The following is a 17,755-nucleotide window of genomic DNA, read 5'->3' on the forward strand; positions in this document are numbered from 1 at the left end:
CGCCAACTATAACGCCACCTACGGCTCACTGGGGGCGGTGTTCGGCTTCCTGAGCTGGATATGGCTGTCTTCGGCCATCGTGCTGTTGGGCGCCGAGCTCAACGCCGAGATCGAGCACCAGACGGCGGTGGATTCCACCACCGGTCCCGAGGAGCCGATGGGCCAGCGCGGGGCCATCGTCGCCGACACGGTGGGGCGTGCCAAACACGGCGGAGCGGTGGAGATGCTGCCCGATTTCGTCTCCCGCCGCTTGCGCCGGGGCCGAACCGCACCAGATCAGGCCCTCGCCGCGGAGTAGCCGATGACCCAGCCGATCACCGTCAACATCCCCCACGACCTCGGGGCCGCCGAGGCCAAGCGGCGCATCGAGCGCGGATTCGGCGAACTCGGCGGCTCGCTGCCCGGCGGCGGGTTCGCGCAGCTGAAGCAGAGCTGGAGCGGTGACACCATGAGCTTCTCCGCCCAGGTGATGGGCCAGAACGTCTCCGGCACCATCGACGTGCTCGACGCCGCCGTGAACCTGAAGCTGATCCTGCCGCCGTTCCTGGCGATGATCGCCGGCAAGATCAAAGGCAAGATCCAGCAGAAGGGGACGCTGCTGCTGGAGAAGAAATGAGGTCAGAGTTGTGCCGACGGTTCCTCGGGAGCGGCTCTCCCGCGCCAGCTCAGGACGCCCCAGATCAGCGCCGCGGCAAGCGGGTAGGCAAGAGCACGATCGACATCGTAGTCTTCGCGGGCGCCCAGACCATAGAGGGCTAGGCCCACCCATCCGGTCCAGATCGCCACAGGGCGAAGACGCGCGTCGCCCCGCTTCTTTCTCGCGCGCCGGATGATGAAGAAGATGACCGCCGTCGCGATCGTCGCGCCAATGAAGAAGCCGAGATAGGCCATACCTCCTCCGGGTCAGCGCCCGTTGACGGGGCTGTGGGGCCGATGCTGGACGCCAGATAACGCTCAACCGAACAGGTCGATCTGGTCTCCGGGTCTGGATGGGACGCGGAATTGCGTCAGGTCGAGGGGGGTGAGTTCGTATGAGAGGCCGTACCGTCTCTTCGCGGCGGCGAACCTTCGACTCGTCAGTTCGGCTATCGGCCCTTCGCCCTTCATCCGCTTGAACCAATGCACGTCGTAGTCGCGCCCGCCGCGCATCTGGCGCACCAGCGACATGACGCGCGCAGCCCGGTCCGGGTGATCGCTCTCGAGCCATTCCCGAAACAAGTCTTTGATCTCCAGCGGCAGGCGCAGAGCGACATAGCCGGCCCCTTTCGCGCCCGCCTCGGCGCACCTCTGCAACACCCCCTCCAATTCATGATCGTTGAGGCCTGGTATCACCGGTGCGAACATCACGGTCACCGGAACCCCGGCGGCGGAGAGCTGTCGGATGGCCTCGATACGTCGTTCCGGCGTCGCCGCCCGTGGCTCCATGCTCCGGGAGAGCTTACGGTCGAGGCTGGTCACCGAGATCGCCACCCGCGCCAGTCCAAGCCCGGCCATCTCGGAGAGCAGGTCGATGTCGCGAACGATCAGCGCAGACTTGGTGATCACCGAGAACGGGTGCCGGAACCTGGTCAGCACCTCCATCACCTCGCGCGTGACGCGCAGTCGCCGCTCCTGCGGCTGGTACGGATCGGTGTTGCCGCCAATGTGGATGATCTCCGGCTTGTAGCGCGGCGCGGAGAGCTCGGCCTCCAGCAGGCGACCGGCCTCCGGCTTGAAGAACAGCTTGGTCTCGAAGTCGATGCCGGGCGACAGTCCCATGTAGGCGTGCGCCGGCCGGGCGTAACAGTAGGTGCACCCGTGCTCGCAACCGCGATAGGGGTTGATCGAGCGGGAGAAGCCGACGTCCGGACTGTCGTTCTTGGCGATAATCGTCTTCGCCCGCTCCGGCTCGACCGTGGTGGCGATCTGCTCCGGAAGGGCCTCGTCCAGCTCCCAGCCGTCGTCGAAGGCTTCGCGGACCTGGCTCTCGTAACGTCCCGAAGCGTTTGACCGCGCGCCTCGGCCGCGCAGCTGCTGGGTGAAGGTGGACACCTCCCGAACCTACTCCCCTCTGTAGAACGAAACAAGAACTTCTTGACCCGCGCCGCAGGGCTCCGCTTGTGGCGCCATGCTCAGCGTCGTGATCACGCCCGCGGGCGGGCCCGAGGACCTGGCCTTCCTGTTCGCCCGGCTGGTGCCGGCGGCGGTGGACGGACTGGTGCGCGAGGTGATCTACGCCGGTGCGGCCGACGCGACCGTCGAGGAGATCTGCGAAGCCACCGGCGCGCGGATCGCCGAGGGCTTGGGTGCGGCGCTGGCGCAGGCCAAGGGCCCTTGGGTGCTGGTCGCCCCGGCCACCTTCCGGCCGCCTGAGGATTGGCAGGACAGGGCGGCTGCGCACCTGGCGCACCGCACCGGCGCGCTGAGGATCAAGGGCGTCAGGACCGGCGGATGGTTCGCGCGCAATCCGTCAGCCGAGCTGCGGCCGCTGGCAAGACGCTGAGCGGCTGCTACTTCCCGAAGTCCAGCCGGGCGTCAACGAACTTGGCGCCTTCGGCCAGGGCGTCGAGGGTCTTCGGGTGCTCGCCGAACTTCTTCTTGTAGGTCCAGTAGGCGGCGAGGACCTTCTCGACGTAGTTGCGGGTCTCCAGGCTCGGCAGACACTCGATGATCATCAGGCTGTCGGCGTCGTCGCCGAGCATCTTCGCGGTCTTCTGCAGGGTGCCCGGGCCGCCGTTGTAGGCCGCCACCGCGCGCAGCAGGTCGTAGCCGACGCCGCGCTCCAGGAGCCAGGTGAAGTAGTCCTGGCCGACCCGCAGGTTGAAGGCGGGATCGAACAGCGGGCTCATGTCGGCCTTCAGCTTGTCGTCGCCGGCCGCGCGGGCGGCCGCTTCCGGCATCAGCTGCATCATGCCCACCGCGCCGGCCGGGCTGACCGCTCGCGGATTGAAGCGGCTCTCCTGGTAGGCGATGGCGTAGACCAACGCCTTGTCGATGGTGAAGCCCCACTTGGGCTCCAGCGCCGGGGTCGGATAGTCGATTGGGGTGCTGTAGACCGGGCTCATGGTCCCGTGGCGCGCCGCCGCCGGGGCGTCCACCCGCGAGGTGAGGGGGGCGTTCAGGGAGAGCAGCAGGGCGCCCCACTGGTCGCGCTCGGCCTTGCCCTTGGCTAGCGCCAGGCCGGCGCGCAGCTCCAGACCCGCCTCGGTGGTCTGGCCGACCTGCGCCAGCGCTACGGCGCGGTGGGCGCGGGGATTCGTCTTTAAGAAGGCGGTCAGATCCGGCCCGCCGGAGAATGACGCCAGCACGAACTCGCCGGTCTGCGCCTTGGGCGCCTCGGAGAGCTCGCGCTCGCGGGCCGCGGTGCGCATGCCCGCCTGCCGCTCGGCGATCATGCCGTAGAAGGTGTGCGGATGGCGCGCGGCCAGGCGCAAATAGCCTTCGGCCCGCTCCGCTTCGCCGGCCTCGGTCACCGCCCGGGCTGCCCAGTAGCCGGCGGCGGCGCGCAGCCAGACGTCTTCCTTCTCGTCGCGGGTGACCTTGTCGAAATAGCTCTCGGCGAGGGCGTATTCCTTCAGGCGGTAAGCAGAGAGGCCGGCGATCCAGCGCTCGCCAGAGGCCTGGGCCAGGGTCAGCGCCCGACGGGCGTCGCCCGAGTAGAAGGCTTCTCGCGCGGCGGCGGCCCGGTCGGGGTTGGCGGCCCCGGAGAGGCCGCGGGCCGTGACTTCGATGCGCGACCAATCCTGGCCGGCCAGCACCGGCTCCCTTAGGGCCGGCGCGCCGATCGGCTTGCGCTTGGCGGCCAGGGCGTAGACGCGGTCGGCGCCCGGAAGGTCGGCGTGCTTGTCGAGCCAACCCGCCAGCTCCTCGTAGCTGGCCTTGTGCGAGGGGTGCATCAGCTTGCGGTAGGCCAGGTGGCCGGCCAGCGCCTTGTCCTTGATCTCGGCGGCCTGGATCTGCGCCTCGATGAAGTCGCCCCGTTCTGCAGCGGCGAAGGCGGCCTTGTAGCGGGCGACATCCCACGGCGAGAGGGCCTGCGGCCCTGCGGCGGCCGAGGTCGCAAGGGATGCGGCGCAAAGGAAAGCGAGGGCGGCGAGCCGCAGGCGCGTCTTCGTCGTCATCTTCATTTCCACGCCCGCCGCGTTCGGCTTTGAGGCGTGGCCCTTTTCTGAATGACGGCTCCGAGCCTGTCCCGATTCGGAACCTTCCCGGCCGCTCGATGCAAACTCCGGTCCCAGCGCTGCTGCGCCGTTACCCAGTACGGTTAAGGTGTACCTAAGGCCGTTCCGGCCGATCAAGCCGCTCGGTTGCGGTCAAAAGGTCGCTCCAGACCTTTTTCTTGGCTGCCGGCTGCCTGAGCAGAAAGGCCGGATGAAGTGTCGGCATCACTGGCAGTTCGAGGTTTCCAGAGTGTGAACGCCACTCGTGCCACCGACCCCGCAGGGAGAGGATTCCCTCGTCTTTTCTGAGCAGCGCCTTGGCGGACGAGGCGCCCAGAACGAGCAGCATCTTGGGGGAAAGCAGCTCCATGGCCCGCTCCAGGAAGGGCGCGCAGACCGCCTGCTCGGGCGGGGAGGGCGCCCTGTCGCCCGGCGGGCGCCAGAAGACGGTGTTGGTGATGAACACTCGGCCGGTCAGGCCCGCGGCCGCCAACATCCTGTCCAGCAGCTGACCGGCGCGGCCGACGAAGGGGGCGCCCTGCGCGTCCTCCTCGGAGCCGGGGCCGTCGCCGACGATCATCAGCGGCGCGGCCGGATCGCCCCGATAGAAGACCGCCTGGCTGGCCGCGCCCTCGAAACGCAGGGGGCAGCCCTCGAAGGCCTCGATGGCCGCCTTCAGGGCCTCGATGCTGTCCGCGGCCTGCGCCAGCTGCTGCGCCTCGGCGATGGCGGCGGAGAGGTCCGGCGACGGCGCGGCGGCGACTCGGGGGCCAGCCACGGGGGCGGGAACCGGCCGAGCGGCGACCGGCGAGGGCGGCGGGGCGATCTTGCCGGCCTCGATCCGGTCCACCGCCTCGTCAAGCAGCATGGCGTCGACGCCGGCCTCGGCCCAGAAGGCGAGGAGGCTCTCGGCGGCGCGATAAGCTTGGCTGGGCTGCATCGGTGGCCTGGAATGTCCTATGAATTCGCGGTTCGCCCTTGACCGCTGCGCGCCAAGCTATCGATAAGTCGCGCCAATTGGAACGTGCGGCGAGTTCCCGCACGCGTGGGCGAGGATGAGATGAGCGAAGACGTCGAACGCGAGTCCATGGAGTACGACGTCGTCATTGTCGGCGGCGGCCCCTCGGGCCTCTCCGCGGCGATCCGCCTGAAGCAGCTGGCCGAAGAGGCCGGCACGGAGATTTCCGTGGCGCTGCTGGAGAAGGGCTCGGAAGTCGGCGCCCACATCCTCTCCGGCGCGGTGATCGACCCCAAGGGCATCAACGAGCTGTTCCCGAACTGGAAGGAGCTCGGCGCCCCGCTGGAGACCCCGGTCACCGAAGACCACTACATCATGCTCGGGCCGCAGGGGGATCTGGACATCCCGCTCTTCCCGTTCCCGAAGTTCATGCACAACGACGGCAACTACATCGGCTCGCTGGGCAACGTCTGCCGCTGGCTGGCCCAGCAGGCCGAGGGGTTGGGCGTCGAGATCTATCCGGGCATGGCTGTCAGCGACGGCGTGTTCGACGAGCGCGGCGGCCTCAAGGGCGTCGTCGCCGGCGTGTTCGGCGTCGACAAGGACGGCAACAAGACCGCCGACTACCAGCCGGGCGTCGAACTGCACGGCAAGTACATCTTCGTCGCGGAAGGCGTGCGCGGCTCGCTCGCCAAGCAGCTCAAGGCCAAGTTCGGCCTTAATGAGGGCCGCGACTACGAGAAGTACGGCATCGGCCTGAAAGAGCTGTGGCAGGTCCCCGACGAGGTGTTCAAGCCCGGCTACGTGGCCCACTTCGTCGGCTGGCCGCTGGACGACAAGACCGGCGGCGGCGGCTTCATGTACCACTTCGGGGACAACTACGTGGCCATTGGCTACGTGGTCCACCTGAACTACCGCAACCCCTGGCTCTCGCCTTTCGACGAGTTTCAGCGGCTGAAGACCCACCCTACGGTCCGCCAGCACTTGGAGGGCGGCAAGCGCATCGCCTACGGGGCCCGGGCGATCTCCGAGGGCGGCTACCAGGCGGTGCCGAAGCTCTATTTCCCGGGCGGCGTCCTGCTCGGCGATAGCGCCGGGATGGTGAACGTGCCCCGGATCAAGGGCACCCACAACGCGATGAAATCCGGGATGCTCGCCGCCGAGTCGGCCTTCGCAGCCATTCAGGCGGGCCGTGGCGGGGACGAACTCGTTGAGTACGCGACCGCCTACGAAGGCTCGTGGATCCGCAAGGAGCTCTACGGCGTGCGCAACGCCAAGCCGCTGCTGTCCAAGCTCGGCACCTTCCTCGGCGGGGCCGTGGGCGTGTTCGACATGCACTGCACCAACCTGTTCGGGGGCTTCAGCTTCCTGGGCACCCTGAAGCACGGCAAGTCGGACGCGGCCGCGACGGGCGAGGCCTCCAAGTACAAGCCGATCGTCTATCCGAAGCCGGATGGGGTGATCACCTTCGACAAGCTGTCGAGCGTCTTCCTCTCGAACACCAACCACGACGAGAACCAGCCGGCGCACCTGAAGCTCAAGGACCCTACGGTTCCGATCAACGTGAACCTGCCCAAGTACGGCGAGCCGGCGCGGCTGTATTGCCCGGCCGGGGTCTACGAGGTGCTCTACGACGACGAGGGCAAGAACCCGAAGTTCCAGATCAACTTCCAGAACTGCGTCCACTGCAAGACCTGCGACATCAAGGATCCGTCGCAGAACATCAACTGGACCACGCCCAACGGCGGTGACGGGCCGAACTACCCGAACATGTGACGATGGGGCGCCGCGGCGGGCTTGCGCCGCGGCGCCGAACCATGGAGTTTGCGGCGCATGCGTTTTTCGCTTCTGGCCGCCGTGGCCCCGCTCGTCCTCCTCGCCGCCTGCGCCACTCCGACTCCCGAGACCGAGGTCAGCGTCACCCCCGCGCCGCTCGGCACGGCGCCGACGCCCGGGGCCTCGCCCTACGGCCTGTTCCTGGCCGGCCAGGCGGCGCTGAACGATGGCCGCAGCCGTGAGGCCGCGGGCTTCTTCGATCGCGCCAGCGCCGAGGGCGCCGACGACCAGATGGTGCGCGAGCGGGCCTTCAACGCCGCCGTGCTGGCCGGCGACCTGAAGAAGGCGCTGTCGCTCGAGCCGACCGGCGAGGACGTCTCCGAAGCGGTCAAGCGCCTGGCGCGCCTGACCCGCACGGTCGACAGCCTGGCCGCCGGCGACGCCAAGACGGCCCGCGCCCAGCTCGCCGAGGGCATCGGCTTCCCGCACCGGGCGGCCGGGGCGCTGCTGGCGCCCTGGGCCGCGGCCATGGCTGGCGACACCGAAGCCTCGCTGGTCCAGCCCGACGTGCGCGGCGACCAGGTCGTCGACTTCTTCGGACGGCTCGGCCAGGCCCGGTTGTTCGAGCGCGCCCGCCGCCACGAAGAGGCCGAGGCGGCCTACAAGGCGCTGACCGACGGGACCTTCCCCGGAGAGATGATCCTGCTCGCCCATGGCGAGTTCCTGGAGCGCCGCGGCCGGCGCGCCGACGCCGTGGCCCTCTACGACAAGGCCCTGGGCGAAGAGCCCGACGCCGCCGGCATCCGCATGGCTCGGGCCCGCGCCGCGGCCGGCAAGGGCGCCCCGAAGGCGCCCACCCTGAAGCAGGGCGCAGCCGAATCCCTGCTGGCGCCTGCGGCCGGCATGCTGGCCCAGAAGCAGGACCAGCTGGCGCTGGTCTACCTGCGCATGGTGCTGCACCTCGACCCGGAGCGTGACGAAGCCTGGCTGCTGGTCGGCGACGTTCTGGCCGGCGCCGGCGACCTGGAAGGCGCGCGGGCCGCCTACAGCCGTCCCAAGCCCGGCTCGCTGTCCTACGTCGCGGCGCAGAGCAAGCTCGCCTGGAGCCATCAGCAGGCCGAGGATTCGGTCCGCGCGATCGAGCTCGCCCGGGCGGCCGCCGCCTCCGGCCAAGAGGACGCGCTGCTCACCCTTGCCGACCTGCTGCGGGCCAACGACCAGCACCAGGAAGCGGTGGAGGTCCTCAGCGGCCTGATCGCCAAGAACCCCACCGACTGGCGGCTGCTCTACGCCCGCGGCGTCTCCTACGAGCGGCTGAAGGACTGGCCCAAGGCCGAGGCCGACCTGATGGCCGCCTTGAAGGTCGAGCCGGACGATCCCGAGCTGCTGAACTATCTCGGCTATTCCTGGATCGACCGCGGCGAGCGGCTCAACGAGGCGCTGGCGATGGTCGAGAAGGCCGTCGCCGCCAACCCGAAGTCCGGGGCGATGGTCGACTCCCTCGGCTGGGCCTACTACCGCCTCGGCGACTACAAGAAGGCGGTGGAGAAGCTCGAGCAGGCGGTCGAGCTCGAGGCCGGCGATCCCGAGATCAACAACCACCTCGGCGACGCCTACTGGCGCGTCGGCCGGCGCGACGAGGCCATGTTCCAGTGGCGGCGGGTGCTGACCCTGGATCCGGAAGCGCGCATCAAGGCCGACGCGGAGGCCAAGCTGGCCTCGGGCCTCGGTCCCGACGGCCCGGCCGCGACGCCGAAGGTCGCCCAGCCTTAAGAGCTGCGGAGGGAAGCGGCATGTCGGCCGAGACGCTCGCGCCCGCCAAGGTCAACCTCTTCCTGCACGTCGGCCCGCCGGAGGCGGACGGCTTCCACCCGATCTGCAGCTGGATGGCCTTCGCCGACCTCGGCGACCGGGTCAGCGTCTACGAGGCCGACGCGCTGGAGGTGAAGGTCTCTGGCCCCTTCGCTCCGGCTCTGGCCCGCGAGCCAAACAACCTCGTCCTGCGCGCCGCCCGCGCGCTCCTCGCCAAGGCAGATGGTCCACGCCGCCCGTTCGGCCTCATGCTGGAGAAGGCGCTGCCGGTGGCCGCCGGCCTGGGCGGCGGCTCCAGCGACGCGGGCGCGGTGCTGCGCCTGCTGCGCCAGGCCCTCGACATCGGCCTGGGCGACGATGAGCTGGAGGCGGTCGCCGCCGGCCTGGGCGCGGATGGCGCGGCCTGCCTATGGGCCCGCCCGGTGATCGCCGAGGGCCGTGGCGAGCGGCTGTCGCCTGCGCCCTCCACGCCGCCGCTGGACGTGGTGCTGGTCAATCCGGGCGTTCCGGTCGCCACAGCCCAGGTCTATGCGCGGCTGGATGCGCTGAAGGCCTGGGGCTCCGCCGAGCGCCCGGCGCTGCCCGAGACTTTCGAAGACGCGGCCGAGGTCGCCGGCTTCCTCTCCCTGACCCGCAACGACCTTGAGGTGGCGGCGGTGGAGGTCGCTCCCGAGGTGGGGGACGCCCTCGACTTCCTTCGCGCGGAGCCCGAGACCCTGCTGGCCCGGATGAGCGGGTCGGGCGGCGCCTGCTTCGCCCTCTGCGCCAGCGACTACGAGGCCGAGACCCTCGCGGAACGCCTCGAGGCCCTCCGCCCCGCCTGGTGGATCCGCCGCACCCGCCTCTGCGCCCCTCAGCTCTAGCGCCCGAGCGCCCGCTTGCGGGGGAGGGGGACCGCCGAAGGCCGTGGAGGGGGCGCAGACCTCCAACCAAAGAAAATGGGCGCGGAGGCCGAAGCCGCCGCGCCCCAGTCTTGGGAGACAAGGCTTAGTAGTGGTAGGCGCGCTCGCCGTGCTCGGTGATGTCGAGGCCTTCTTCCTCGACGTCCGCGCTGACGCGGATCCCGACCGTGTACTTGATCAGGGCGAACACGATGGCGCTGGCGACGCCTGACCAGGCGATGGCCACCAGCACGGCTTTGATCTGGGCCATGACCTGGGTCCCGAGCACGTAGGCGGCGGCGTCGCAGGTGGAGATGTCGCCGTCGGCCGCGCAGGTGGTGTAGTCCACCACGCCTGCGCCGCCCCATTCCGGATTGACCAGCAGGCCGGTGGCGATGGCGCCGACGATGCCGCCGACCGCGTGGATGCCGAAGGCGTCCAGGCTGTCGTCGTACTTCAGCGCGTTCTTGATGGTGGAGCAGAACACCACGCAGATCGGCGAGACGATCAGGCCCAGGATGAGCGCGCCCACCGGGCCGGCGAAGCCGGCGGCCGGGGTGACGGCCACGAGGCCCGCGACCAGGCCCGAGGCGAGGCCTAGCATGCTGGCCCGCTTACGGGTGACCCACTCGGTGATGACCCAGGAGAAGCCGGCCGCGGCCGTGGCCACAAAGGTGTTCACCATCGCCAGGGCGGCGTAGCCGTTGGCTTCCAGGTTGGAGCCGGCGTTGAAGCCGAACCAGCCGACCCACAGCAGGCCCGCGCCGACCAGGGTCAGCGTCAGCGAGTGCGGAGGCATGGCCTCGGCCCGGTAGCCCTTGCGCGGCCCCAGGATCAGGGCGCCCACCAGCGCGGCGACCCCGGCGTTGATGTGCACCACGGTGCCGCCGGCGAAGTCCAGGGCGCCGAAGCCCCAGAGCAGGCCGGACTGGATCGGGTCGGTCGGCGCGGCCGCGACCGCGTCCGGACCGGCCCACCACCACACCATGTGGGCCATCGGGTAGTAGGAGAGGATCGGCCACAGGACTGCGAACACCACCACGGCCGCGAACTTCATCCGCTCGGCGACGCCGCCCAGGACCAGCGAGGCGGTGATGCAGGCGAAGGTCATCTGGAAGGCGATGAACACCAGCTCGGGGATGGCGATGCCGGTGGAGAAGGTGGCCACCGTCGAACTCGGCGTGACGTCCTTCAGGAACAGCCGCCCGAAGCCGCCGACGAACTTGTCGAGACCGCCGCCGTCGGTGAAGGCCAGCGAGTAGCCCCACAGGATCCAGGCCATCATGCCGATGACGGTCACCGTGGAGACCTGCATCAGCATCGACAGCATGTTCTTCTGGCGGACCAGGCCGCCGTAGAACAGCGCCAGGCCGGGCAGGATCATCAGCAGCACCAGGATGGTCGAGATGAGCATCCAAGTGGTGTCGCCCTTGTCGACAGTCGGCGCGGCGGGCGCTTCTGCGACCGCGGGCGCGGCGGCTTCGGCCGGCGCCGTGACCCCGGGCGCGGCGGCGGCGCCGACGCCGCCGGCGGACGGCGCTTCAGCAGTAGGTGCAGCCGGCGCTTCGGCGGCGGGCGCCGCGGGCGCGGCCGCCTCCTGCGCCAGGGCGCCCAGGGGCGCGCCGGCGATGACGGCGGCGAGCGTCAGCCCGGCCAGCCCTCGGTGAAACAGTGATCTCATAGAATTCCCCTTAGGTCCCCGATGTCGCGTTAGAGGGCGGCGGCCCCGGTCTCACCGGTGCGGATGCGCACCGCGTCTTCGACGTTCAGCACGAAGATCTTGCCGTCGCCGATCTTGTTGGTGGCGGCCGCGGCCTTGATCGCTTCCACGGCCTTCGCGGCGGCTGAGTCCTCGACGACCGCCTCCAGCTTGACCTTTGGCAGGAAGCTCACCTGGTATTCGGCGCCGCGGTAGATCTCGGTCTGGCCCTTCTGGCGGCCGTAGCCCTTCACTTCCGAGACGGTCAGGCCCTCGACGCCGGCCGCGACGAGCGCTTCGCGCACGTCCTCCAGCTTGAACGGCCTGACGATGGCCATGATCAGCTTCATCCGACACTCCCCGCGCGGCCCCGAATCCGCGCCCTGATTGATCCGTCCGCCGCCGGCCGGGCGACCGGGGGCGAGGGCGAACCTATGGGCGCCGGTGACCGGCCCCGGCGCCGCGCGGCGGCCTTTGCTGGGGAAAGCGAAGCTGCGCCCAAGAAACGGGCGGAGAGGCCGTCAACTTGCGCAGAATGCAGGCAGGCTGTGATCGCTCGGCGGACCTGTGGCCGCTAAGCGCCGGGATTACGTCGGTTTTTCGACGGCGTTTCACGACAGTGTGAGCCGGGCAACGCTACGGAACCGTTGAGCTTGCCCGTGCGTAGAGAGGCCGGACCCGTGCGCCTGGCGCCACGGTTCGTGGGGGCGCGAACCTAAACCCCAGAGGATCCAAAGAATGAAACGGACAAGCCTTCTGACCGCAGCGGCCGCTTTCGCCCTCGTCGCGGGCGCCGCCTCGGCTCAGTCGACTTCGACCCAGCGGGCGACGCCGGCCACTCCGGCCACGCCCGCTCAACCTGCCGCCAAGACCCCCGGCGCGCCGGCGACCCCGGCGACGCCCGCCACTCGCGCCACACCGGCGACGCCGTCCCCGAGCGCGTCGGCCGCGCCTGCCGCAGGGCAGGTGAAGGCGGCCGGCGACATCGTCGAGACGGCCCGGGCGGCCGGCCAGTTCAGCACCTTCCTCAAGGCTGTCGAGGCCACGAACCTCACCCAGGTGCTGAAGACCAACAAAGGCCTGACGGTCTTCGCCCCGACCGATGCGGCTTTCGCCGCGCTGCCGCCGGGCGAGTTGGACCGGCTGATGCAGCCCGGCAACCGGGGCCAGCTGCAGAAGGTGCTGACCTACCACCTGATCAACGCCAAGGTGGACTCCAGCAAGATCAAGGGCGCCAAGGGGCCGGTGCCCACGGTGGCCGGGGCGAATGTCGAGCTGGACGGCAGCGGCGAGGCCCTGAAGGTCAACAACGCCACCATCGTCCAGGCGGACGTCACGCCCACCAACGGCACGCTTCACGTCATCGACAAGGTGCTGCTGCCGCCGGCCGCGGCCACGGCTTCCGCGGCGCCGACAGGCGCGGCCACCAGCGCTTCGTCGACGGCGCCTGCGGCGTCAGGCTCGGCGGCCGGTACGGCATCGACGGGCGCCAGCTCGACGGCGGTTGAGGGCACGGTGACCGGCTCGGCCAGCGATGCCGGCGCGACCGCCAGGACGCGTTCGAGCGACGGCGCTCCGGCGAACACCACGGCGGGGGATGACGAATAGTCGGGCGGAGCGAAACGGCTTTACCGTTCGCGCATTCCAGCATGAGCACAGACCAGGAGTGAGAGAGATGAAGCTGCACTACTTGATGGCGGGCATCGCCGCTTCGGCCCTCATGGCCGGCGCCGCTCAGGCCCAGCTCGGCGCTGGTACGGACGCCGGCGCGACTCCGAACCAGAGCTCTCCGGCGGATGCCACTCAGTCGCAGACTGGCGTCCCGTCGGTGGACGCCACTCGCCCGACGGGCGCCGACGCCGGTCGGACCAACCTGCCGGGCGGCACGGTGGACCCGGGCGATGATAACGCAGCGAGCTCGAGCGCCGGGACCACGGCGTCGGGCTCCGCCACCATGGGCGCGAGCTCTGGCGCGACCGCCAGCACCGACATGAGCACGGGCGCGGCTTCGGCCACCAGCGCCGGCATGAACGCCTCCACGGGCGGAAACGTGCAGTTGATCACCAACGGGCCGGTGCCCGACACCGCCGAAAACCGCTCCAAGTACGGCCAGCCCATGTCGCGGGCCGGCAAGCGGACGGCTCCGGCCGGTAACTGATCCAGGCGCGCTCTGGCGCGCTTGAAGCGAAGGTCGGCGGGCCCTATGGTCCGCCGACTTTTTTTGCGCCTGCGAACACACCGCCCCCATGTCGGACAAACCGCTATCGTTTCAGGGCCTCATCCTGAAACTGCACGAGTATTGGAGCCGTCAGGGCTGCGTGATTCTGCAGCCCCATGACGTCGAGGTGGGCGCGGGCACGCTCCACCCCGCGACCGTGCTACGCGCGCTGGGCCCCAAACCGTGGCGCGCGGCCTATGTGCAGCCCTCCCGCCGGCCCGCCGATGGCCGCTATGGCGAGAACCCCAACCGGCTGCAGCACTACTACCAGTACCAGGTCATTCTGAAGCCGAACCCGGACAACCTGCAGGAGCTCTACCTCGGCTCGCTCGAGGCGATCGGTCTCGACCTCAAACTGCACGACATCCGCTTCGTCGAGGACGACTGGGAGAACCCCACCGTGGGCGCCTGGGGCCTCGGCTGGGAGGTCTGGTGCGACGGCATGGAGGTGACGCAGTACACCTACTTCCAGCAGGTGGGCGGCCTGGACGTCTGGCCCGTGGCCGGCGAGTTGACCTATGGCCTGGAGCGACTGGCCATGTACCTGCAGGGCGTCGACCATTTCACCGATCTGGCGTTCAACGATCCGGACGGGCCCGAGCCCAAGACCTACGGCGAGGTCTTCCTGGAGAACGAGCGCCAGCACTCGGCCGCCAACTTCGAGGGCTACGATGTCGAGACCCTGAAGGGCTGGTTCGAGGACATGGAGGCCCAGGTGCCGCGCCTGCTCGGCCAGAAGGGGCCGCAGGGCCAGGCGATCGTGCTGCCGGCTTACGACCATGTGCTGAAGGCCAGCCACATCTTCAACCTGATGGACGCACGCGGCGCGATCGCGGTAGCCGAGCGGCAGAGCTACATCGGCCGGATCCGCGACCTCTGTAAGATGTGCGCCCAGGCCTGGGTCGCGAACGAAGGGGGCAACGCCTAGGCCATGCCGCAGCTTCTGCTCGAACTCTTCTCCGAGGAGATTCCCGCGCGCATGCAGCCGCAGGCCGCGCGCGACCTGGAGCGCATGGCGCGCGAGAAGCTGGCGGCCGAAGGGCTGCTGCCGGAAGCGGCCCAGGCGTTCGGCGGCTCGCGCCGGCTGACCTTCTGCGCCGAGGGGCTGCCCGCCGCCCAGGCCGATCGGCGCGAGGAGCGCAAGGGCCCGCGCGTCGGCGCGCCCGAGCAGGCGTTGGCAGGCTTTCTGAAGTCTGCCGGGGTCGCCCGTGAGCAGCTGGTCGAACGTGACGGCGTCTACTTCGCCACCCTCGAGCGCAAGGGCCGTCCGACCGCGGAAATCATCGCGGCCATGGTCGAGGAGATCGTGCGCGACTTCCCCTGGCCCAAGTCGATGACCTGGGGGCGGGGCACGCTGCGGTGGGTGCGCCCGCTGAAGCGCATCCTCTGTGTCTTCGACGGCCAGGTCGTGCCCTTCACCATCGACGGCGTCGCAAGCGGCGACTTGACCGAAGGCCACCGCTTCATGGGTTCGGGCCAGGCCTTTGCGGCCCGTGAATTCGACGCCTACGAGGAGGGGCTGCGCAAGGCTTTCGTCGTGCTCGACCCGCAGGAGCGCAAGGACAAGATCCTGGAAGGCGCCCGCACCCTCTGCTTCGCGCGCAATCTTGAGCTGGTGGAGGACGCCGGCCTGCTGGACGAGGTGGCCGGCCTCGTCGAATGGCCCGTTCCGGTGCTGGGCGAGATGGACCCGGCCTTCCTGGACCTGCCCCCGGAGGTGATCCGCACCTCCATGCGCACCCACCAGAAGTACTTCGCGGTCCGCCAGGCCGGCTCGGACAAGCTGGCGCCGAACTTCGTCACCGTGGCCAACATCGCCGCTCCGGACGGGGGCAAGGCCATAGCCGCCGGCAACGCGCGCGTGCTCTCCGCCCGCCTGAACGACGCCCGCTTCTTCTGGAACGAGGACCGGAAGGTCACGCTCGAAAAGCGGCTGGAGAAGCTGCAGGGCGTCACCTTCCACGCCAGGCTCGGCACCGTCGCCGAGCGCGTCGAGCGGCTGGAGATGCTGGCCCGCGAGATCGCGCCCAAGGTCGGCGCGGACGTCGACAAGGCCGTGCAGGCCGCCCGCCTGGCCAAGGCGGACCTTGCCACCGGGATGGTCGGCGAGTTCCCCGAGCTGCAGGGGATCATGGGCGGCTACTACGCCCGCGAAGAGGGCCTCTCCCGCGTCGTCGCCGAGGCGATACGGGACCACTACCGCCCCCTCGGCCCCTCGGACGAGGCGCCGGCTGCGCCGGTGACCATGGCCGTGGCGCTGGCGGACAAGGTGGACACCCTGGCCGGCTTCTTCGCCATCGGCGAGAAACCAACCGGCTCGCGCGACCCCTACGCTCTGCGCCGGGCCGCGCTGGGCCTGATCCGCATCGTCCTCAAGTCCGAGGTCCGCACGCCGGTGCGCGAGCTCGTCGAGGCCTGGTACCGCAGCCTGAAATGCTTCGTGGACCCTGGCCGGGCGCTGTTCGTCTCCACCCAGAAGACCACCGCCTACCTGGGCGCGCGGGCGCGCAATCCCAGCCGCGAGTTCAACGTCTACCTCGGCGAGTTCGAGGAGGCGCTGCTGCAGGACGCCCCGGTGGTCGTCGAGATGGACGAAGAGGTCGACCTGCAGTTCGACCGCACCTCCCGCGGCGGCGCCAAGCCGAACGGTAAGGTGCTTTTCGAGTTCCGTGCCTTCGAGCAGGTGGCCGAAGAAGTCCGCGCCTTCCTCGCCGACCGGCTGAAGGTCCAGCTGCGCGAGGAGGGCCGCCGGCACGACCTGGTGGACGCCGTCTTCGCCCTTGGCGACGACGACCTGGTGCGCATCGTCGCGCGGGTCGAGGCGCTGGACCGGTTCCTGAAGACCGAGGACGGGGCCAACCTGCTGGCCGGCTACAAGCGCGCCACCAACATCCTCAAGGCCGAGGAGAAGAAGGGTCCGTTGCCCCGGGGCCAGGCGCGGCCGATGTCGTCCTCGCCGGCCGAGGAGCGGGCGCTGATCGCCGCCCTCGATGCGGCCGAGCCGCAGGTGGCGACCTCGCTCGACAACGAAGACTTCGCCGGCGCGATGCGCGCGCTTGCGGGCCTGCGGGCGCCGGTGGACTCCTTCTTCGACAAGGTGTTGGTCAATTCCGAAGAGGCTTCGGAACGCGAGAACCGCTTGCGACTTATGGCTCAGGTTCGCGACGCCATGGGGCGCGTGGCGGACTTCAGCCAGGTGACGGGATGAGAGAGGTCGGCATGACGACGGATGCGCTGACGAAGACGCGCTGGGTCTATTCCTTCGGCGGCGGCGGCGCGGACGGCGATGCGTCCATGAAGAACCTGCTGGGCGGCAAGGGCGCGAACCTGGCGGAGATGAGCTCCCTCGGGCTGCCCGTGCCTCCCGGCTTCACCATCACCACCGAGTGCTGCACCCACTACTACGCCAACGAGCGGCGGTATCCGGCCGACCTGAAGGCGCAGGTGGAAGCGGGCCTGGCCAAGGTCGAACAGCTCACCGGCAAGACCTTCGGCGATGCGAAGAATCCGCTGCTGGTCTCGGTGCGCTCGGGCGCCCGGGCCTCGATGCCGGGCATGATGGACACCGTCCTCAATCTCGGCCTGAACGACCAGACGGTGGAGGGGCTGGCGGCCCTCGGCGGCGACCGCCGCTTCGCGTTCGATTCCTACCGCCGCTTCATTCAGATGTACTCGAACGTGGTGCTGAACCTGGACCACCACATGTTCGAGGAGATCCTCGACGAGCATAAGGAGCGGCTGGACGTCACCGTCGACACCGGCCTGGCCGCCGAGGACTGGGAGCGGGTGGTCGCCGACTACAAGGCCCTGGTGCAGACGGAGCTCGGCCAGCCGTTCCCGCAGGATCCGCACGACCAGCTCTGGGGCGCCATCGGCGCGGTGTTCGCCAGCTGGATGAACGACCGGGCGAAGTTCTATCGCCGCATGCACGACATCCCCGAGAGCTGGGGCACGGCGGTGAACGTCCAGTCGATGGTGTTCGGCAACATGGGCGAGACCAGCGCCACGGGCGTGGCCTTCACCCGCAACCCGTCCACTGGCGAGCACCGGCTCTACGGCGAGTTCCTGATCAACGCCCAGGGCGAGGACGTGGTCGCCGGCATCCGCACGCCCCAGGCCCTGACCCGCATCGCCCGGGAGGAGATGGGCGAGAAGTCGCCCTCCATGGAAGAAGCGCTTCCGGAGGTCTTCGCCCAGTTCAAGGAGGTCGTGGAGCGGCTCGAGCGCCACTACCGCGACATGCAGGACATCGAGTTCACCGTGGAGCGCGGG

17 protein-coding genes are annotated in these 17,755 nt (G+C 69.6%); 11 read left to right on the forward strand and 6 right to left on the reverse strand.

Features of this window, described 5'->3' with window-relative positions:
• The coding region (locus VHK87_RS02175; RefSeq protein WP_329633256.1) for a YhjD/YihY/BrkB family envelope integrity protein at positions 1-298 on the forward strand (298 nt) is incomplete at its 5' end.
• Positions 299-301: 3 nt separating this feature from the next.
• Complete coding sequence (locus VHK87_RS02180; protein ID WP_329633257.1) at positions 302-616, forward strand: polyhydroxyalkanoic acid system family protein; 315 nt, start codon at positions 302-304, stop codon at positions 614-616.
• 2 nt (positions 617-618) lie between these two features.
• Here VHK87_RS02180 and VHK87_RS02185 read toward each other — a convergent pair whose 3' ends face one another.
• Both VHK87_RS02185 and VHK87_RS02190 read right to left on the reverse strand, forming a co-directional pair.
• On the reverse strand, positions 619-891 hold the full coding sequence (locus VHK87_RS02185) for a hypothetical protein (RefSeq protein WP_329633258.1): 273 nt from the start codon (positions 889-891) through the stop codon (positions 619-621).
• Between the two features lie 63 nt (positions 892-954).
• Positions 955-2,031, reverse strand: coding sequence for a PA0069 family radical SAM protein (locus VHK87_RS02190; RefSeq protein WP_329633259.1), 1,077 nt, complete (start codon positions 2,029-2,031; stop codon positions 955-957).
• Between the two features lie 76 nt (positions 2,032-2,107).
• On the opposite strand from VHK87_RS02190, the gene VHK87_RS02195 reads away from it, so the two are divergent.
• On the forward strand, positions 2,108-2,482 hold the full coding sequence (locus VHK87_RS02195) for a cell wall biosynthesis glycosyltransferase (protein WP_329633260.1): 375 nt from the start codon (positions 2,108-2,110) through the stop codon (positions 2,480-2,482).
• 7 nt (positions 2,483-2,489) lie between these two features.
• Here VHK87_RS02195 and VHK87_RS02200 read toward each other — a convergent pair whose 3' ends face one another.
• Positions 2,490-4,100 (reverse strand): lytic transglycosylase domain-containing protein, encoded by a 1,611-nt coding sequence (locus tag VHK87_RS02200; protein WP_329633261.1) that lies wholly within the window; start codon positions 4,098-4,100, stop codon positions 2,490-2,492.
• Between the two features lie 154 nt (positions 4,101-4,254).
• Positions 4,255-5,079, reverse strand: a complete 825-nt coding sequence (locus VHK87_RS02205) for a uracil-DNA glycosylase (RefSeq protein WP_329633262.1) — start codon at positions 5,077-5,079, stop codon at positions 4,255-4,257.
• Positions 5,080-5,199: 120 nt separating this feature from the next.
• Between VHK87_RS02205 and VHK87_RS02210 the strand changes: the two genes are divergently transcribed.
• Genes VHK87_RS02210 through VHK87_RS02220 form a run of 3 tightly spaced genes read left to right on the forward strand, consistent with a single transcriptional unit; the run spans position 5,200 to position 9,548 of the window.
• A complete protein-coding gene (locus VHK87_RS02210; RefSeq protein ID WP_329633263.1) occupies positions 5,200-6,873 on the forward strand; it encodes an electron transfer flavoprotein-ubiquinone oxidoreductase in 1,674 nt (557 codons plus the stop codon).
• 57 nt (positions 6,874-6,930) lie between these two features.
• Positions 6,931-8,646, forward strand: a complete 1,716-nt coding sequence (locus VHK87_RS02215) for a tetratricopeptide repeat protein (protein WP_329633264.1) — start codon at positions 6,931-6,933, stop codon at positions 8,644-8,646.
• A gap of 20 nt (positions 8,647-8,666) precedes the next feature.
• Positions 8,667-9,548, forward strand: coding sequence for a 4-(cytidine 5'-diphospho)-2-C-methyl-D-erythritol kinase (locus tag VHK87_RS02220; protein WP_329633265.1), 882 nt, complete (start codon positions 8,667-8,669; stop codon positions 9,546-9,548).
• Positions 9,549-9,672: 124 nt separating this feature from the next.
• Here VHK87_RS02220 and VHK87_RS02225 read toward each other — a convergent pair whose 3' ends face one another.
• Together VHK87_RS02225 and VHK87_RS02230 are read right to left on the reverse strand one after the other, a co-directional pair.
• Complete coding sequence (locus tag VHK87_RS02225; protein ID WP_329633266.1) at positions 9,673-11,247, reverse strand: ammonium transporter; 1,575 nt, start codon at positions 11,245-11,247, stop codon at positions 9,673-9,675.
• 29 nt (positions 11,248-11,276) lie between these two features.
• Positions 11,277-11,615: a P-II family nitrogen regulator gene (locus tag VHK87_RS02230; RefSeq protein ID WP_329633267.1), complete on the reverse strand. Its 339-nt coding sequence runs from the start codon at positions 11,613-11,615 to the stop codon at positions 11,277-11,279.
• 388 nt (positions 11,616-12,003) lie between these two features.
• Between VHK87_RS02230 and VHK87_RS02235 the strand changes: the two genes are divergently transcribed.
• The 5 genes from VHK87_RS02235 to VHK87_RS02255 all read left to right on the forward strand — a co-directional run.
• Complete coding sequence (locus tag VHK87_RS02235; protein WP_329633268.1) at positions 12,004-12,873, forward strand: fasciclin domain-containing protein; 870 nt, start codon at positions 12,004-12,006, stop codon at positions 12,871-12,873.
• Positions 12,874-12,940: 67 nt separating this feature from the next.
• Entirely contained in the window at positions 12,941-13,423 is a 483-nt protein-coding gene (locus VHK87_RS02240) for a hypothetical protein (RefSeq protein ID WP_329633269.1), read from the forward strand.
• A gap of 88 nt (positions 13,424-13,511) precedes the next feature.
• Positions 13,512-14,411, forward strand: coding sequence for a glycine--tRNA ligase subunit alpha (locus VHK87_RS02245; RefSeq protein WP_329633270.1), 900 nt, complete (start codon positions 13,512-13,514; stop codon positions 14,409-14,411).
• Positions 14,412-14,414: 3 nt separating this feature from the next.
• Positions 14,415-16,691: a glycine--tRNA ligase subunit beta gene (gene glyS / locus VHK87_RS02250; protein ID WP_329633271.1), complete on the forward strand. Its 2,277-nt coding sequence runs from the start codon at positions 14,415-14,417 to the stop codon at positions 16,689-16,691.
• A gap of 11 nt (positions 16,692-16,702) precedes the next feature.
• Positions 16,703-17,755: PEP/pyruvate-binding domain-containing protein (locus VHK87_RS02255; RefSeq protein ID WP_329633272.1), on the forward strand; the 1,053-nt coding region annotated here is incomplete at its 3' end.

The sequence above is a fragment of the Phenylobacterium sp. genome (assembly GCF_036263695.1).
Classification (GTDB): domain Bacteria; phylum Pseudomonadota; class Alphaproteobacteria; order Caulobacterales; family Caulobacteraceae; genus Phenylobacterium.

Bases quoted from the DNA above. Each gene is read 5' to 3' on its own strand.
- VHK87_RS02225 (WP_329633266.1), bottom strand. From the start codon at position 11,247: ATGAGATCACTGTTTCACCGAGGGCTGGCCGGGCTGACGCTCGCCGCC.
- VHK87_RS02210 (WP_329633263.1), top strand. From the start codon at position 5,200: ATGAGCGAAGACGTCGAACGCGAGTCCATGGAGTACGACGTCGTCATT.
- VHK87_RS02235 (WP_329633268.1), top strand. From the start codon at position 12,004: ATGAAACGGACAAGCCTTCTGACCGCAGCGGCCGCTTTCGCCCTCGTC.
- VHK87_RS02215 (WP_329633264.1), top strand. From the start codon at position 6,931: ATGCGTTTTTCGCTTCTGGCCGCCGTGGCCCCGCTCGTCCTCCTCGCC.
- VHK87_RS02240 (WP_329633269.1), top strand. From the start codon at position 12,941: ATGAAGCTGCACTACTTGATGGCGGGCATCGCCGCTTCGGCCCTCATG.
- VHK87_RS02230 (WP_329633267.1), bottom strand. From the start codon at position 11,615: ATGAAGCTGATCATGGCCATCGTCAGGCCGTTCAAGCTGGAGGACGTG.
- VHK87_RS02220 (WP_329633265.1), top strand. From the start codon at position 8,667: ATGTCGGCCGAGACGCTCGCGCCCGCCAAGGTCAACCTCTTCCTGCAC.
- VHK87_RS02195 (WP_329633260.1), top strand. From the start codon at position 2,108: ATGCTCAGCGTCGTGATCACGCCCGCGGGCGGGCCCGAGGACCTGGCC.
- VHK87_RS02185 (WP_329633258.1), bottom strand. From the start codon at position 891: ATGGCCTATCTCGGCTTCTTCATTGGCGCGACGATCGCGACGGCGGTC.
- VHK87_RS02205 (WP_329633262.1), bottom strand. From the start codon at position 5,079: ATGCAGCCCAGCCAAGCTTATCGCGCCGCCGAGAGCCTCCTCGCCTTC.
- VHK87_RS02200 (WP_329633261.1), bottom strand. From the start codon at position 4,100: ATGACGACGAAGACGCGCCTGCGGCTCGCCGCCCTCGCTTTCCTTTGC.
- glyS (WP_329633271.1), top strand. From the start codon at position 14,415: ATGCCGCAGCTTCTGCTCGAACTCTTCTCCGAGGAGATTCCCGCGCGC.
- VHK87_RS02180 (WP_329633257.1), top strand. From the start codon at position 302: ATGACCCAGCCGATCACCGTCAACATCCCCCACGACCTCGGGGCCGCC.
- VHK87_RS02245 (WP_329633270.1), top strand. From the start codon at position 13,512: ATGTCGGACAAACCGCTATCGTTTCAGGGCCTCATCCTGAAACTGCAC.